Origin of the sequence: Streptomyces eurythermus (genome assembly GCF_014649115.1) — a bacterium.
GTDB classification, from domain to species: Bacteria; Actinomycetota; Actinomycetes; order Streptomycetales; family Streptomycetaceae; genus Streptomyces; species Streptomyces eurythermus.
This window is the reverse complement of the sequence record NZ_BMSK01000029.1, coordinates 18,359-35,017: the sequence shown is the minus strand read 5'-3', so window position 1 is coordinate 35,017 and position 16,659 is coordinate 18,359. Positions and strand designations below refer to the sequence as shown.

At 72.7% G+C, this 16,659-nt stretch carries 10 protein-coding genes and 3 CRISPR repeat arrays; of the genes, 9 read left to right on the top strand and 1 reads right to left on the bottom strand.

Annotation, left to right across the window (positions count from 1 at the left end; translation table 11 throughout):
* Positions 1 to 67: 67 nt before the first annotated feature.
* Positions 68 to 524: a CRISPR direct-repeat array (repeat unit 29 nt; unit sequence GGGACCATCCCCGCGGGTGCGGGGAGCAG).
* Positions 525 to 618: 94 nt separating this feature from the next.
* Positions 619 to 2,596: direct repeats of the CRISPR family, unit length 29 nt; unit sequence GGGACCATCCCCGCGGGTGCGGGGAGCAG.
* 336 nt (positions 2,597 to 2,932) lie between these two features.
* The 9 genes from cas3 (at position 2,933) to IE251_RS36710 (ending at position 15,596) form a co-directional block, all read left to right on the top strand.
* Positions 2,933 to 5,734, top strand: a complete 2,802-nt coding sequence (cas3, locus tag IE251_RS36750) for a CRISPR-associated helicase Cas3' (protein ID WP_229897089.1) — start codon at positions 2,933 to 2,935, stop codon at positions 5,732 to 5,734.
* Positions 5,721 to 7,502: a type I-E CRISPR-associated protein Cse1/CasA gene (gene casA / locus IE251_RS36745; RefSeq protein WP_189757281.1), complete on the top strand. Its 1,782-nt coding sequence runs from the start codon at positions 5,721 to 5,723 to the stop codon at positions 7,500 to 7,502. Before cas3 ends, casA begins: the two co-directional genes overlap by 14 nt.
* Positions 7,499 to 8,170 carry a type I-E CRISPR-associated protein Cse2/CasB gene (casB, locus tag IE251_RS36740; RefSeq protein WP_189757280.1) on the top strand — a complete coding sequence of 224 codons (672 nt, stop codon included), beginning with the start codon at positions 7,499 to 7,501 and terminating at the stop codon, positions 8,168 to 8,170. The genes casA and casB overlap by 4 nt, the downstream gene beginning before the upstream one ends.
* 9 nt (positions 8,171 to 8,179) lie before the next feature.
* Complete coding sequence (gene cas7e, locus IE251_RS36735; protein ID WP_189757279.1) at positions 8,180 to 9,373, top strand: type I-E CRISPR-associated protein Cas7/Cse4/CasC; 1,194 nt, start codon at positions 8,180 to 8,182, stop codon at positions 9,371 to 9,373.
* Positions 9,370 to 10,110, top strand: a complete 741-nt coding sequence (cas5e, locus tag IE251_RS36730; RefSeq protein WP_189757278.1) for a type I-E CRISPR-associated protein Cas5/CasD — start codon at positions 9,370 to 9,372, stop codon at positions 10,108 to 10,110. The genes cas7e and cas5e overlap by 4 nt, the downstream gene beginning before the upstream one ends.
* On the top strand, positions 10,110 to 10,898 hold the full coding sequence (gene cas6e, locus IE251_RS36725) for a type I-E CRISPR-associated protein Cas6/Cse3/CasE (RefSeq protein ID WP_189757277.1): 789 nt from the start codon (positions 10,110 to 10,112) through the stop codon (positions 10,896 to 10,898). The genes cas5e and cas6e overlap by 1 nt, the downstream gene beginning before the upstream one ends.
* Entirely contained in the window at positions 10,895 to 11,860 is a 966-nt protein-coding gene (gene cas1e, locus IE251_RS36720) for a type I-E CRISPR-associated endonuclease Cas1e (protein ID WP_189757276.1), read from the top strand. Before cas6e ends, cas1e begins: the two co-directional genes overlap by 4 nt.
* Positions 11,857 to 12,219 (top strand): type I-E CRISPR-associated endoribonuclease Cas2e, encoded by a 363-nt coding sequence (gene cas2e / locus IE251_RS36715; RefSeq protein WP_189757275.1) that lies wholly within the window; start codon positions 11,857 to 11,859, stop codon positions 12,217 to 12,219. Before cas1e ends, cas2e begins: the two co-directional genes overlap by 4 nt.
* Before the next feature lie 92 nt (positions 12,220 to 12,311).
* A CRISPR array of direct repeats spans positions 12,312 to 15,207; the repeat unit is 29 nt; unit sequence CTGCTCCCCGCGCCCGCGGGGATGGTCCC.
* 173 nt (positions 15,208 to 15,380) lie between these two features.
* Positions 15,381 to 15,596, top strand: coding sequence for a DUF6207 family protein (locus IE251_RS36710; RefSeq protein WP_229897088.1), 216 nt, complete (start codon positions 15,381 to 15,383; stop codon positions 15,594 to 15,596).
* A gap of 22 nt (positions 15,597 to 15,618) precedes the next feature.
* Here IE251_RS36710 and IE251_RS36705 read toward each other — a convergent pair whose 3' ends face one another.
* On the bottom strand, positions 15,619 to 16,605 hold the full coding sequence (locus IE251_RS36705) for an ATP-dependent DNA ligase (RefSeq protein ID WP_189757274.1): 987 nt from the start codon (positions 16,603 to 16,605) through the stop codon (positions 15,619 to 15,621).
* Between the last annotated feature and the right edge of the window lie 54 nt (positions 16,606 to 16,659).

Here is a 16,659-nt window from a genome sequence, read left to right as displayed (position 1 = left end):
GTGTTGCCCGGGACCATTCCGCGGGTGCCGGAGCAGGCCGCGTTCACCTGGAGCGCCCTGGGGCTGTTGGGACCATCCCTGCGGGTGCGGGGAGCAGACCCGGACGTCCTTGAGGCGGTCATGGACATGGGGACCATCCCCGCGGGTGCGGGGAGCAGGTCAGTGCTGGGCGAGCCAGGCGACGTACTGGGGGACCATCCCCGCGGGTGCGGGGAGCAGGCCGTCACCGATCCGCACGACGGAGCCGCCGAGGGACCATCCCTGCGGGTGCGGGGAGCAGGTATTTCTCGCGCAAGCTGTGCTTCGTGTTTCGGGACCATCCCTGCGGGTGCGGGGAGCAGTTCCTGTCCGCCCTCGGCGTGTCCCTGTTCGCGGGACCAACCCCGCGGGTGCGGGGAGCAGAGGCCGGGCCCGTGCGCGCCGAGGAGGTCGACGGGACCAACCCCGCGGGTGCGGGGAGCAGGGATCGAGGTGAGCGGCCACGTACGGCGTGGCGGGACCAACCTCGCGGGTGCGGGGAGCAGCCGCACCGTCGGCACGGCTCGCCGACGGCGGCGGCGGGACCAACCCCGGGGTGCGGGGAGCAGCGGCACGGCCACGCGATCATGCGCGACCGGCGGGGACCAACCCCGCGGGTGCGGGGAGCAGGGCGTCGCTGTAGAACGCGCGGGTCACCGGGCGGGACCATCCCCGCGGGTGCGGGGAGCAGCCGCCGTGGTCTCCGCCACCGGCGCCGGGTTAGGGACCATCCCCGCGGGTGCGGGGAGCAGCCTCCGCAGCAGGGCTCGCCGGGTCGCCTCGTGGGACCATCCCCGCGGGTGCGGGGAGCAGAGTACGTCCACGGCCGGCGCGGGGGAGAGCGGGGGACCATCCCCGCGGGTGCGGGGAGCAGATCGGACTGAACGCGGACACCATCAAGGCCAAGGGACCATCCCCGCGGGTGCGGGGAGCAGGCGGGCACGTCCCGGACAGCCGCCCACATCCGGGGACCATCCCCGCGGGTGCGGGGAGCAGAACCAGACCCCCTCACGCGACAACGACCCGTGGGGACCATCCCCGCGGGTGCGGGGAGCAGTGGGCGACGGAGTTCTCCGTGGGGTCCCAGGCGGGACCATCCCCGCGGGTGCGGGGAGCAGCAGGACACCCCCGACGCGCCCCTCGACCGCGCGGGACCATCCCCGCGGGTGCGGGGAGCAGTCCAGGGCAGCGAGAGGTCTGCCGTCCCGGCAGGGACCATCCCCGCGGGTGCGGGGAGCAGATGCCGCGGGGGTCGCTGTAGATCGGCTTGTAGGGACCATCCCCGCGGGTGCGGGGAGCAGGAGTGGCCGTTCGGGCTGGCGGCGCCGGTGCGGGGACCATCCCCGCGGGTGCGGGGAGCAGTAGAAAGCCAGTGGGTGTGTGCTGCATGCTCAGGGACCATCCCCGCGGGTGCGGGGAGCAGACACTTCATCAGAGTCGCCCTACCTTCGAGGCGGGACCATCCCCGCGGGTGCGGGGAGCAGCGCCGTGCGGCGGCGCCGCGGCTTGTCGTACGGGGACCATCCCCGCGGGTGCGGGGAGCAGACGGTCGGTCACATCAAGGACGGCCTGGACTGGGGACCATCCCCGCGGGTGCGGGGAGCAGGTCGCCCAGATCGTCGTCGGTAACACCAACGGGGGACCATCCCCGCGGGTGCGGGGAGCAGGGTCATCCGTCAGCGCGTGGTTCATCCCGGCAGGGACCATCCCCGCGGGTGCGGGGAGCAGCGGTTGGCACCAGGGGCCGCTCGTGTCGGGGGATCATCCCCGCGGGTGCGGGGAGCAGTGTGGCTTCGCGGCCACCACCGCGCTCAAGGGGGGGACCATCCCCGCGGGTGCGGGGAGCAGGCGCGTCGTCGTGGGCCCGCGCACCAAGGCCCGGGACCATCCCCGCGGGTGCGGGGAGCAGGGGAAGAAGGACAAGCGGCGGATCCTCGGCGGGGGACCATCCCCGCGGGTGCGGGGAGCAGTCCTGGGCGTCCGTGACCACGGAGACGACGCCGGGACCATCCCCGCGGGTGCGGGGAGCAGTCGAACTGGGCGTAGTTACCTCCTTCGGGAACGGGACCATCCCCGCGGGTGCGGGGAGCAGGTGATCGACCCGTCGTTGGCGAGCGTGCTGGTGGGACCATCCCCGCGGGTGCGGGGAGCAGGCCCCGTTCCAGATCTTGTACCGGTGCACTGCGGGACCATCCCCGCGGGTGCGGGGAGCAGGGAGAGCGGTGAGGGCGTATCAGCTGGCGACAGGGACCATCCCCGCGGGTGCGGGGAGCAGTCGGCCACGGTGCCCTTGAAGGCGATGTGCGGGGGACCATCCCCGCGGGTGCGGGGAGCAGACCGTGTCCCCGTTTCAGACCCTTCCCGCCTCGGGACCATCCCCGCGGGTGCGGGGAGCAGGAGAACCACCTACGCGAGCGCATCGAGGCCGGGACCATCCCCGCGGGTGCGGGGAGCAGCACTTCTCGCTGTCGATGAGCGGGAAGTTTGGGGGACCATCCCCGCGGGTGCGGGGAGCAGCTCTGCCGAGCTATCTGTCGCAGTAGATCCTGGGGACCATCCCCGCGGGTGCGGGGAGCAGACTTGCTGACCTGCGGGTTTATTGCCGCAAGGAGACGTTTTCGGTAACTATCGCGGATTCCGGCCAATGGGGCATTGGAGGTATTCGGTCTGGCGGGTGGTTCTCGCTGGATCAGGGCGAGCCGATGATCCTACGTGATGGGGGCGGCTGTTTCCCTGCAGACGCTTCTGTTGGCTGGTTTTGGTGTGAGGTGGTGGTCGCTGCCTGTATCTATCGCTCATGAGCGATGAGGGGAGTGCTCGTTCCGGCCTGTTGGGCCGGCTCGGGGGACCGGCCCGGTCGGTGTGGGCGAAGTATGACCGGGACACGGATGGGTGGTTGCCGTTGTGGCGGCACATGGAGGATGCCGCAGCGGTGGCGGGCCTGTTGTGGGACCGGTGGCTGCCGGTGGGGGTGCGCGCGCTGGTGGCCGGGGCGTTGCCGCGGGGTGATGCGGATGCCCGTGCCCTGGCCGTGTGGCTTGCTGGTGTGCATGACATCGGCAAGGCCACGCCGGCGTTCGCGTGCCAGGTGGATCAGCTTGCCGATGCGATGCGTGGGCATGGGCTGGAGATGCGTTCGGCGAAGGCGATGGGCCCGGACCGCCGGATCGCGCCCCACGGACTGGCGGGGCAGGTGTTGCTGGGGGAGTGGCTGGAGGAGCGGCACGGGTGGACGCCTTCCCGGATCGGGCAGTTCACGGTGGCCGTGGGCGGACATCACGGGGTGCCGCCCGAACACGCCCAGATCACGGCCCTGTACGAGCGTGAGGAGTTGCTGCGCACTCCTGGTGTGAGCGGCCGCGTGTGGCGGCAGGTGCAGACCGAGTTGCTCGACGCCTGCGCCGAGCGTTTCGGTGTGGCACAACGGCTGACGGCCTGGCGGGCGGTGAAGCTGCCGCAGCCAGTGCAGGTGCTGCTCACCGCGCTGGTTATCGTCTCCGACTGGATCGCCAGCAACCCCGACCTCTTCCCGTACTTCCCCGACGGCGCGTCCCGCAGTGACGAAGAGCGTCTTGCCGCGGCCTGGCAGGGCTTGGACCTGCCGGAAGCCTGGCGGGCCGAGGAAACAGCCCAGAGCGCGCAGGAGTTGTTCGCCTCCCGGTTCGAACTGCCGGCGGGAGCGCGGATACGACCGGTCCAGGAAGCTGCCGTGGACCTGGCCCGGGAGATGGAGGCTCCCGGGCTGATGATCGTCGAGGCGCCGATGGGGGAGGGGAAGACGGAGGCGGCGCTCGCCGTGGCCGAGATCTTCGCGGCGCGTTCGGGCGCGGGAGGGGTGTTCTTCGCCCTGCCGACCATGGCCACCGGCAACGCCATGTTCCCGCGCCTGCTGGGCTGGCTGGAGCGGTTGCCGGGGGTGGCCGGTGAGCGCCGCTCGGTGCATCTGGCGCATTCCAAGGCCGCTCTCAACGAGGACTTCGCCGGCCTGATGGCCCGTGCCGGGCGGGTCACCGCTGTCGGCGTGGACGAAGCGCCTCCCGCAACCCGGCAGCGGCACGACGAGCAGCACCGCGCGGCTGCCGAACTCGTGGCGCATGCCTGGCTGCGCGGCCACAAGAAGGCCATGCTGGCCTCGTTCGTCGCGGGCACCATCGACCAGTTGCTGTTCGCCGGGCTGAAGAGCCGGCACCTGGCGCTGCGGCACCTGGCCGTGGCGGGGAAGGTCGTCGTCATCGACGAGGCGCACGCCTATGACACGTACATGAGCGTGTACCTGGACCGGGTGCTGACCTGGCTGGGTGCCTACCGGGTGCCGGTGGTGGTGCTGTCCGCGACCCTGCCTGCCTCCCGCCGACGTGAACTCGTCGAGGCGTACTCCGGCCGGGCCGATGCCGAACCGGGCACAGCCGCACCGGACGCCTATCCGCTGCTGACCGCCGTCGCTCCGGGCGGTACCCCACTGTGCCGCCGCCCGCAGGCGTCGGCCCGGTCGACGGCCGTGTGCTTGGAGCGCCTCGACGACGGCCTGGATGCCCTCGGTGACCGGCTGGAGAGCGAACTGGCCGACGGCGGGTGCGCCCTGGTGATCCGCAACACGGTCAGACGGGTGCTGGAGACGGCTGGTGCGCTGCGTGACAGGTTCGGGGCCGAGAGCGTGACCGTGGCCCACTCCTGCTTCGTCGACCTCGACCGGGCCGACAAGGACACCACGCTGCTGCGCCTGTTCGGGCCGCCGGAGAAGACCGGTGACAGGCCCACGGGCCGGCACATCGTGGTGGCCAGCCAGGTCGCCGAGCAGTCCTTGGACGTCGATTTCGACCTGCTGGTCAGCGACCTGTGCCCCGTCGACCTGCTGCTGCAGCGCATGGGGCGCCTGCACCGCCACCAGCGCGGCCCGGGGCAAGGAGAGCGCCCCGAGCGGCTGCGGACGGCGCGCTGCCTGGTGACGGGAGCCGACTGGACGGCGGACGTGCCCGCCCCGGTGCGGGGCTCGGTCGCCGTGTACGGGCAGTACACCCTGCTGCGATCGGCCGCAGTACTCCTCCCGCACCTGGACGGCGGGTCCGGGCGGCCGGTGCGGCTCCCGGCGGACATCAGCCCTCTCGTACAGAGCGCATACGCAGAGGCACCGGTCGGGCCGGAGCACTGGCAGGACGCGCTGAAGAGGGCACGCGAGCAGTTCGAGCGTCACCGCGATGACCAGGCCGCGCGTGCCGCCGTGTTCCGTCTCGGGGGCGTCGGCAAACCGGGGCGTCCGCTGTTCGGCTGGGTCGCCGCCGGGGTGGGGGACACGGACGACACCCCCACCGGGCGGGCTCAGGTCCGCGACAGCCGCGACAGCCTGGAAGTCGTCGTCGTCCAGCGCCGCGGTGATGGAAGTCTCGTCACCCTGCCGTGGCTCAAGCCGGACAGCAAGAACCGGCAACGCGCCGGCCTCGCCCTGCCGCAGGACGCCACACCGACGCGGTTCGCGGCCCGTACGGCCGCGAGCTGCGCCCTGCGGCTCCCGATGCAGTTCTCCGGCGAGACCATGGACCGGGCCATCCAGGAACTGGAGCAGCTGTACATGCCCAACTGGCAGGGCAAGGACAGCCCTTGGCTCTCCGACCAGCTGATTCTCGCTCTCGACGAGGATTGTCAGACCCGGCTGGCAGGATTCTCGCTCCAGTACAGCCCTGACGACGGTCTGAAGGTGACCCAGGATGCAGACGACTGAATTACCCGGTGCCGGTGCCGGCGCCGGCACCGGTGGTGCGGGTGAGGCGCCGTCCTTCGACCTGACCCGCCGGCCGTGGATCCCGGTGCTGCACAGCGACGGTTCCCAGCAGGAGTTATCGCTGTGCCAGGTCTTCGACCGCGCCGGTGATCTGCGACGGGTCGTGGGCGGCCTGGCGACTCAGGAATTCGCCCTCATCCGGCTCCTGCTGGCCGTCGCGCACGATGCTCTGGACGGGCCGGCCGGCATCGAGGAGTGGGCGGAGCTGTGGGAGGAGCCCGACTGCTTCGCCCCCGTCCAGGCGTACCTGGAGGAGCACCGTGAGCGGTTCGACCTGCTGCACCCGCGTACGCCGTTTCTGCAGAGTGCCGGGCTGCGTACCGGGAGGGACGAGGTGTTCTCCCTGAACCGGATCGTGGCCGATGTGCCTGCCGGGGAGCCGTTCTTCACCGCGCGGATGCCGGACGTCGAGCGGCTCTCCTTCGCCGAGGCCGCGCGCTGGGTCGTGCACGTCCACGCCTACGACACCTCCGGGATCAAGACCGGCATGGTGGGCGACGACCGGGTCAATAAGAGCAAGGTGTATCCGCTCGGTACCGGCTGGGCGGGCGGGCTCGGCGGCGTCTTCGTGGAGGGCGCGACGCTGCGCGAGACGCTGCTGCTCAACTTGGTGGCGGCGGACACCGAAGCCCTCGACTTCTCTGACGGTGACCGGCCGGCCTGGCGCCGTGAGCCGTGCGGGCCGGGATCCGACAGCCGCGGGGCGAGCGGGCTTCGCGACCTGTACACCTGGCAGTCGCGCCGGGTGCGGCTACATCACGACGCGGGCGGCGTCCACGGTGTCGTCCTGGGCTACGGTGACCCGCTCGCCTGGCGGAACATGCACCGCTGTGAGCCGATGACCGCGTGGCGGCGCAGCCCTGTGCAGGAGAAGAAGCTGGGGCAGTCGCCCGTGTACCTGCCCCTGGAGCATGACCCGGCCCGCTCGGCCTGGCGGGGGATCGCCGCACTCCTCGCCGACCGGCTCGAGGACACCGGCGGCGCCGGCGCACCGGCGCGTCTGCGGCCGCGGATCCTGGACTGGGTTGCCCGTGTGGTGTCCGAAGGCCACCTGCCCCGCCGTTTCCTGGTCCGGGCCCGGGTGGCCGGGGTCAGGTACGGGACCCAGCAGTCCGTGATCGACGAGGTCGTCGACGACCGCTTGGTCATGCCGGTCGTCCTGCTCCACGAACAGGACCCCACCTACGCCCGGCAGGCCATCGCTGCGGCCGAGGACGCCGACCGGGCGGTGCGGGCCCTGGGGGACCTCGCGGCCGACCTGGCCCGAGCCGTCGGGGCCGAGCAGGAAGGACCGAAGGCCGCGGCCCGTGCCGAAGGGTTCGACGTCCTGGACCACCCGTACCGCCGCTGGCTGTCCGAACTCGGGGAAGTTGACGACCCGTTCGAGCACCGCGCTACCTGGCAGCGCCTGGTGCGGCAGACGGTGGGCCGTCTCGGGGACCGCCTGATCGCAGGCGCGGGCGACGCGGCCTGGCAGGGGCGGCTCCACACCGGCGACAAGGGTGGCACCTACTGGCTGAACGCGGGCCTGGCCGACGTGTGGTTCCGCGGACGCCTGGCCCGAGCGCTCGGGGACCCCGACGCTCCGGACTCCGCGGGCCCCGGCGGAAGTACCGCCGCCCCGGACGACGACGGTCCATCCCGGCCGGGACCCGCCCGTCTGCCGGAAACCGATCACGCCGCGACCGACCCGGAGGCGCACGCATGACAACGCCCCTTTCCCCCGTGACTGCGCCTGTCGTGGTCCCGGTTCACCGGCGGGTCGCGGACCTCGCCGCCGCGCACATCGGCCCCTGGCAGCAGGGATACCTCCAGGACAGGCCCCAGGCGGTGGCCGCCCTGGCCCGCCTGCGCCGCGGTGCGGGCCGTGAGGCGGGCCAGACGCCCGACCTGTGGGGCCTGATCGACACCGATCCGCTGCACACCCGGCCCGACAACACGCGGCCGTTGAGCGAGCCGGAGCTGGTGTACGCCGAGAACGCGCTGCACGCCGCCTGCACTCTGTGGGCGTTCCACCAGCAGTCCCGCACCGCGCCCATGCACCGCCGGCACACCCGGGAACGGCCCGGCGGCCTGGGCGCGGCGGTCCGGCGCCTGATGCCGGCCGACGGCACCGACGAGCCCGCCCGCAAGCGTCTGGTCCGGGCGGGCACCGCTCCCGACCTCGTCACGCTCGCCCAGCGGCTGCGCGACATCGTCGCCCTGCTGCGCCGCGACGACATCCCGCTCGACTACGCCCTCCTGGCCGGCCAGCTCTACCTCTGGCAGTGGCCCGACGGGCCCGCCACCGTCCGCCGCGCGTGGGGCCGCTCCTTCCACGAGCAGCGGCAGACCCGGCCGGCCTCGGACGAGAACACCACCTTGGACAGCGAATAAGGACGCCTTGTGAACCGTATCTTCCTGGACGTACACGCCCTGCAGACCGTCCCGCCCAGCAACCTCAACCGGGACGACACGGGCGCGCCCAAGACGGCCGTCTACGGCGGCGTCCCCCGTGCCCGTGTCTCCAGCCAGGCCTGGAAGCGGGCCATCCGCACCTACTTCAAGGACGAGCACCTCCTCGACCCCGCCGAGCTGGGGGTGCGGACCAAGAAGGTCGTGGAACTCCTGGCCGACCGGATCACCGGCCTCGACCCGTCCGTCGCACGGGAGACGGCGCTCACGCTCGCCGACGAGATCATCAAGGCCGCGGGCATCAAGACCGAAGTCCCCAAGCGGAAAGCCGACCAGGCGAAGAAGGACGCAGGCCCCGCCCCCGCGCCCGAGAGCAAGTACCTGGTCTTCCTCAGCTCCCGGCAACTCGACGGCCTGGCCCGCCACGCCCTCGAAGGCGCCGACGACATCACGGCCTTTTTGAAGACCAAGGAGAACAAGGCGCGGGCCAAGGAACTCGCGGACATGCGCCACTCCGTGGACATCGCCCTGTTCGGCCGCATGGTCGCCGACGTCGCCGACATCAACGTCGACGCCGCCGTGCAGGTCGCGCACGCCCTGAGCGTCCACCGGGTGGACAACGAGTCCGACTACTACACCGCCGTCGACGACGAGAACACGGACGAGGAGACCGGCGCCGGGATGATCGGCACCGTCGACTTCAACTCCGCGACCCTCTACCGCTACGCCGCCCTTGGCGTGCATCAGCTCGCCGCCAACCTCGGCCAGGGCCTGCGCGACGACGAACCGCGCACCGAGCCGGTACGCCGCGCCGTCGAGGCGTTCGTGCTCGCCTTCGTCTCCTCCCTGCCCACCGGGAAGATCAACACCTTCGGGCACCACACCCAGCCCGACGCCGTCGTCGTCAGGCTGCGCACCACCCGGCCGATCAGCTATGTCGCCGCCTTCGAGGACCCGGTCCGCAGCGACGGCGGCCACCTGCGCGAGGCCGCCGACCGGCTCGCCGTCTACGCCGCCGACGTCGAGCGTGCCTACGGCGACCCGGAGACCACCCTCACCTGGGTCCTGCGTGTCGGCCCCGCCACGCTCAAGCTCGCCGAGCTCGGCACCGAGGCCGGCACGCAGCGTGAACTCGCCGCCGCCGTCGGCCGGGCCGTCGCCGAGCGCCTGGAGAAGCCCGCATGAGCGGCACGGGTGTCCTCGCCCTCCGCCTGGCGGGCCCCCTGCAGTCCTGGGGCGCCGCCTCCCGCTTCACCCGCCGCACCACCGAATCGGCCCCGACCAAGAGCGGCGTCGTCGGCCTGCTCGCCGCGGCCGCCGGCATCGAACGCGGCGACGACACGCGCCTCGCCCGCCTGGCGGCGCTCCGCTTCGGCGTCCGCGTCGACCAGCCCGGCACCCGCATCCGCGACTTCCACACCGCCCACCACGGCGTCACCGGCGCGTCCATGCCCCTGTCCGAACGGTTCTACCTCGCCGACGCCGTCTTCGTCGCCGCACTCGAAGGCGACCACGCCCTGCTCACCGGCCTGAACGACGCTCTGCGCACCCCGGCGTACCCGCCCTACCTCGGACGGCGTTCCTGCCCGCCCACCGAACCGGTCGGCCTCGGACTGCATGAGGACGCCAGCCTGGAGGACGTCCTGGCCCGTATGCCCTGGCAGGCATCCGCCTGGTACCGCAGGCGCCACCCCACCCCGCGCACCCTGACCGTGCTGCGCGAGATGGCCCCCGGCGAATCCGTCGCAGCGGCGGACGTCCTGCGCGACCAGCCGGTCAGCTTCGACACCGCACACCGGCGGCACACACTGCGCACCATCGCCACCACCCCCGTGCCCACCCCCGCCCCGGCCGGCGGCGGCCCGCGGGATGTGCATGATCCGTTCGCCGCCCTCGATGTCCTGGAGGATGACAGCGCCTGATGTTCATCACCCGCTTCCGCGTCAACACCGCGCGGCCCGGCGCCCGCCGCCTGCTGTCCTCACCCCAGGCCATGCACGCGGCCGTCATGTCGTCCTTCCCGCACATCCTGCCCTCCGACACCCCGCAGCCCGGCGCACCGCGCGTGCTGTGGCGCCTGGACCAGCAGGCCCGCGCCGAGGTACTGCTGTACATCGTCAGCCCCGAGCGCCCCGACCTGACCCACCTGGTCGAGCAGGCCGGATGGCCCGCCGCCGCTGGCCCCGACAACCCCGGCTGGCAGACCCGTCCCTACGCCCCCCTCCTTGACCGGCTGACCGCCGGTGACCGCTGGGCATTCCGCCTGACCGCGAACCCCGTACACACCATCCGCCGCAAAGAAGGCGAACCCCGCAAGATCACCGCCCATCTCACCCCCATCCACCAGATGGGCTGGCTGCTCGACGAAAAACGCCAACAACGCCTCGGCTTCCGCGTCTGCGAGAAACCGGCCGACCGCCGGCTCCTGCCCGAGGGCACCACCCACCAAAAACGCCCCCACCCCGGCGACCGCTACGAACTGGCCATACGGGACACACGGTCCCTCGCCTTCGACAAGACCCGCAGCCCGGGCGGCCGCCGGGACAAGCCGGTCACCGTCGTCACCGCCACCTTCGAAGGACGCCTGGAGATCACCGACCCCGACGCCCTGCGCCGCACCCTCACCCAGGGCGTCGGCCGGGCCCGCGCCTACGGCTGCGGCCTCCTCACCCTCGCCCCCCTCACCCCGCCCACCCCGAAAACGCCATGAGCACACCCTCCCAGCGCCCGGCACTCACTCCCCGCCAGCTCACCCGCACCGACGAACGCCTCTCCTTCGTCTACCTGGAACGCTGCACGGTCCACCGCGACGCCAACGCCATCACCGCCCAGGACGCCGAAGGCACCACCCACATCCCCTCGGCCACCATCAACACCCTCCTCCTCGGCCCCGGCACACGCGTCACCCACCAGGCCATGAGCGTGCTCGGCGAGACCGGCGCGGCAGTCTGCTGGGTCGGCGAACACGGCGTGCGCTACTACGCCTCCGGCCGCGCCCTCAGCCGCTCCTCCGCCCTCATGGAAGCCCAGGCCCGGCAGTGGGCCAACCCCCGCAGCCGCCTCGCCGTGGCACGCGAGATGTACCGGCTGCGTTTCCCTAACGAGGACCCGGCCGGCCTCACCCGTCACGAACTCCTCGGCCGCGAGGGCCGACGGCTCAAGGACTGCTACCGGGCCCAGGCCGCCCGCACCGGCGTCCCCTGGCGGGGCCGCCGCTACACCCCCGGCGACTTCGCCGGCGGAGACGCCGTCAACCAGGCCATCACCGCCGCCGCCCAGTGCATGTACGGCATCGCCCATGCCGTCGTCACCTCCCTGGGATGCAGCCCGGCTCTCGGTTTCGTCCACTCCGGCCACGAACTGTCCTTCGTCCTGGACATCGCCGACCTCTACAAGACGGACATCGGCATCCCGGTCGCCTTCGACGTGGCCGCACAGGGCGAGGAGGACGTCGGCTCCCGCACCCGCCGTGCACTGCGGGACCGCGTCACCGAGACATCCTTGCTGAACCGGTGCGTCGACGACATCAAACGCCTCCTGCTACCGCAGACGCCCACAACCTCGGATCCCGGTGACGACCGGGACGTCGTCACGCTCCAGAGCGACCACGACCACCAGGTCGCCTCCGGCGTCAACTACGACGGGCCCGACTACGGGGACGAACTCTGGTGACCGTCATCGTCCTCACCAACTGCCCCGCCGGACTACGCGGCTTCCTCACACGCTGGATGCTGGAAATCTCCGCCGGCGTGTTCGTGGGCAACCCCTCAGCCCGCATCCGCGACGTGCTCTGGGCAGAAATCCAGCAGTACGCGGGACAAGGCCGCGCCCTGCTGGCCCACACCACGAACAACGAGCAGGGCTTCACCTTCCGCACACACGACCACGCCTGGCATCCGGCCGACCACGAGGGCATCACCCTGATCCGCCGCCCCGACCCCAACGCACCCCCCACCGGCCAGGCTCCCCGAACCGGGCCACCATCCGGCTGGAGCAGGGCCGCCAAACGACGACGCTTCGGGAGAGGCTGATGCCTATCAGAAAGCTTTTGTCTCATTTGCCGGAGTCGGAGAAAGTACTCGGAAATCGTCCCCAGCACCCGTAAAACCGCAGGTCATTCAGTCTGCTCCCCGCGCCCGCGGGGATGGTCCCTACGGACATGCAGGTCAGCGGCCTGCACCAGACTGCTCCCCGCGCCCGCGGGGATGGTCCCGTCGGCGACTCCGCGCTCAACGGTGACCTGGTCTGCTCCCCGCGCCCGCGGGGATGGTCCCCAGAGGTCCCTCAGCTTGGTGATGACTGATCCCTGCTCCCCGCGCCCGCGGGGATGGTCCCCAGACCGGCCGTGGCCGCATCCGCGTCGTCACCTGCTCCCCGCGCCCGCGGGGATGGTCCCCGGGCCTTCATCCGGAAGCCGGATCCGTCGGGCTGCTCCCCGCGCCCGCGGGGATGGTCCCGGCGCAGAACCATCGCAAAGTTGACGCCCAGTCTGCTCCCCGCGCCCGCGGGGATGGTCCCCACACCGCCTACCGGGTCGCCTACCGCATCAACTGCTCCCCGCGCCCGCGGGGATGGTCCCCCCACCACCGCCACAGGGAGACCGTCGTGTCCCTGCTCCCCGCGCCCGCGGGGATGGTCCCATCGTGACGGGCACGTCCATCTCCGGGACGTCCTGCTCCCCGCGCCCGCGGGGATGGTCCCGACTTTCCGTAGTCAGGCAGGCCGCCGAGCAACTGCTCCCCGCGCCCGCGGGGATGGTCCCACCCTCCGCGGCAGCGGCGGCCGCGCCTGGTGCTGCTCCCCGCGCCCGCGGGGATGGTCCCACCCGACCGACCTGGACAGAACCCCTTGCCACCTGCTCCCCGCGCCCGCGGGGATGGTCCCGCCCGAGCGAGCCCGAGAAGAAGCCTGAGGAGCTGCTCCCCGCGCCCGCGGGGATGGTCCCCGCGGCGAGGGCGCGCGCGGCCTCCGGGTCGACTGCTCCCCGCGCCCGCGGGGATGGTCCCTCATCGTCCAGTCCCTCCGTTGATCAGCGTCACTGCTCCCCGCGCCCGCGGGGATGGTCCCACGCATGCAGACATGGCTGTCTCCCGGTTCGGCTGCTCCCCGCGCCCGCGGGGATGGTCCCTCGGACTTGCCTGCACCGGTCACGCCCATTACCTGCTCCCCGCGCCCGCGGGGATGGTCCCGTGCACTCCTACGACGAAATGGTCAAGCGGGACTGCTCCCCGCGCCCGCGGGGATGGTCCCCCGTCGAACAGGTCGCCCTGCAGCGACTGGTCCTGCTCCCCGCGCCCGCGGGGATGGTCCCGAGCCGATCCCGGTCATCACGCTCACCGCCGACTGCTCCCCGCGCCCGCGGGGATGGTCCCCGCTGTGTGCCCGCGTGGGCCCCGTTGGCGCTCTGCTCCCCGCGCCCGCGGGGATGGTCCCTCCGTCACCAAGGCCGCCGTGGACAAGGGACTCTGCTCCCCGCGCCCGCGGGGATGGTCCCTCAACGTCACCAATCTCGTCGCAGCGCTCGGCCTGCTCCCCGCGCCCGCGGGGATGGTCCCTCTACACCGAGCGCACCGGCCGACCGGTCGTGCTGCTCCCCGCGCCCGCGGGGATGGTCCCCGCGTGTCGACAATCGACGCGTGCAGGGGCTGCTGCTCCCCGCGCCCGCGGGGATGGTCCCTCCGAGTACCCGCTGATGTCGCCGGAGTTGCGCTGCTCCCCGCGCCCGCGGGGATGGTCCTCGGGCGCAGCGGAAGCGCCAAGCTGACAAGAACTGCTCCCCGCGCCCGCGGGGATGGTCCCGGGCGGGCGAGCACTTCGCCAAGCTGGACAGCCTGCTCCCCGCGCCCGCGGGGATGGTCCCAGGGCGTACAAGGCGCTGCGGGCAGAAGGCCTCTGCTCCCCGCGCCCGCGGGGATGGTCCCTCGAGTTTCAGCGCCGTGGGGCCCCGCACATCCTGCTCCCCGCGCCCGCGGGGATGGTCCCGACGGCGCAGACAAGTACTGGTCCGCCGTCGGCTGCTCCCCGCGCCCGCGGGGATGGTCCCCGTCTGCTTCTGGCGGCCACGAGCCTGTGGCTCTGCTCCCCGCGCCCGCGGGGATGGTCCCTTGCCGGACAGATGCTGTCGGCCGGACTGGATCTGCTCCCCGCGCCCGCGGGGATGGTCCCCCGGCGGCGGACGGGACGCGCTGCGGATCGAGCTGCTCCCCGCGCCCGCGGGGATGGTCCCCGATGCTCGCGGCCCCCGTGGCAGACCCGGCCCTGCTCCCCGCGCCCGCGGGGATGGTCCCGACGCCACCTCCGGGATCGGTGAGCTGGCCGCCTGCTCCTCGCGCCCGCGGGGATGGTCCCGGATCACGGCGTCACCCCGTCCATACGGCGACCTGCTCCCCGCGCCCGCGGGGATGGTCCCCCATCCGGTGATCACGGGCAACGGCAGCCTCTCTGCTCCCCGCGCCCGCGGGGATGGTCCCCGCTTGTAGCGGCCGAAGGGCACGTTGCCGACCTGCTCCCCGCGCCCGCGGGGATGGTCCCGCCCGGCGGGGGGATTTCCCGTCCAGGAGGTGCGGCTCCCCGCGCCCGCGGGGATGGTCCCTCCCCTTCAAGGGTGCCTTCATAGGTCGGGACCTGCTCCCCGCGCCCGCGGGGATGGTCCCAACACGCCGCGGTTCGTGTACAAGCTGGACGACTGCTCCCCGCGCCCGCGGGGATGGTCCCGGCCCGCTGCCGTTCGTCGTGGACCGCTCCGGCTGCTCCCCGCGTCCGCGGGGATGGTCCCAACGCATCCGTAGCCGGCTTCGAGTGGACGAACTGCTCCCCGCGCCTGCGGGGATGGTCCCACCGCACCCGGACCCGGCGAGGAGACCACCCGCTGCTCCCCGCGCTCGCGGGGATGGTCCCACCCACTCGGACTCACGAGATGCGAGCTGCATCTGCTCCCCGTGCCCGCGGGGATGGTCCCGAGACGTGCTCGCCCGGCTCCCACCGGAACCGCTGCTCCCCGCGCCCGCGGGGATGGTCCCCCGGCACCGCCGGGCCTCCCGCCGCTCCCTCCCTGCTCCCCGCGTCCGCGGGGGTTCCCTCAGTTGTCGCCCGGTCCGCCGAGTTGAGACAGGCCGGCGGGCCGGGCGTACCCGGCTGGGTGAATCCATCGGGCTGGCGGAACCCTCGCGGGGGTCGCGGCGTGGTGTTGTACGTGAACCCGATCAACGAGACGCACGTCAGTGAGCCGGGGCTCGTCGTGGTCGACATCGCGGCCGCCGACGACGCCACCGCCCTCGCTTTCCAGCAGATGCTCGCCGGCCGGTGGGCGACAGCGACAGCGCAGCGCACGACGCGCGACCCCGGACAGCCCGGCGTCCGGCTGCGCTGCTACCTCGACCTGCGCCATGAACTCACCGCCCGCAGCTGAGACGGCCACGGCCTGAGACGGCTCATACCGAGGTGCCATCCTCGCCGAACAGCGGTACCTGTGCCACGTTGAGGTCTGTGCGGATGCGGTGGGGCCGGACGGGGTGTCTCCATCGCCCGGCGCTGTCCCGGGCGACGTCGACGGCCACCTCCATCACCACGTCGGGTTCCACCAGGAGGACATCGAGAGCGCGCTGTGTTCCCCAGCCCGCCGAGAACGTCCACCCTTGCCACGGATGCGCCCCTGTCGGTGGGGCCACCAGGTCGGCCAGGGCGCGGCCGGCGGCCTGGGACAGTGTGGTGCTGCGCCCGGTGTACTGCAGGCGGCCCGCTGTGTCGTAGCGGCCCAGCAGTACGGTCCGGGGCGCCGCGAGGGAGCCGGTGACGGCACCGACCACCGCTTCGGTGGTGGCCCGCACCTTGTACTTCCGCCACGATCGAGCGCCTCGGACGTAGGGCTCGTCCAGCCGTTTGAAGCACAGCCCCTCCAGCCCGGCCGCCGTCCACTCCAGCCATCCGCGTGCCGTCGCCGGATCGGTGGTCGACGGGCACAGCGTCAGCGGCGCCTGAAGGCCGTGGTCGGCGAACAGCGCCTCGAGCGCCGCGCGCCGCCGCGTGTACGGCCAGCCGGTCACATCCCCGCCCGCGTGCACCAGATCGAAGACCACGTAGTGCGCCGGCCACCGGCGCGCCGCCTCCACCGCCCCCGCCCCGCGCCGGGCGAGGCGCTGCTGGAGCCGCTCGAACGCCAGTCGGCCGGACTCCCACACCACAAGCTCGCCGTCCAGGCCGGTGTCCGCCGGCAGCTGCGCGAGGGCCGCCTCCCGGATCTCGGGGAACGAGCCGGTCATGTCCGTTCCCTGCCTCGAGCGCAGCAGCACCCGGTCGCCCGTGTGCACGGCGAGCTGGGCGCGGAAGCCGTCCCATTTCGGCTCGGCGGCCCACCCGGCGGGCAGGGCGGGGCTGTCCACGGCCACGGTCAGCATCGGCTCGGGCAAGGACCATGTCACGGGTGATGCCTTCCCCGCCGGCCGCCAGGCGCACGGTGAGCACCAGCCCGGTCA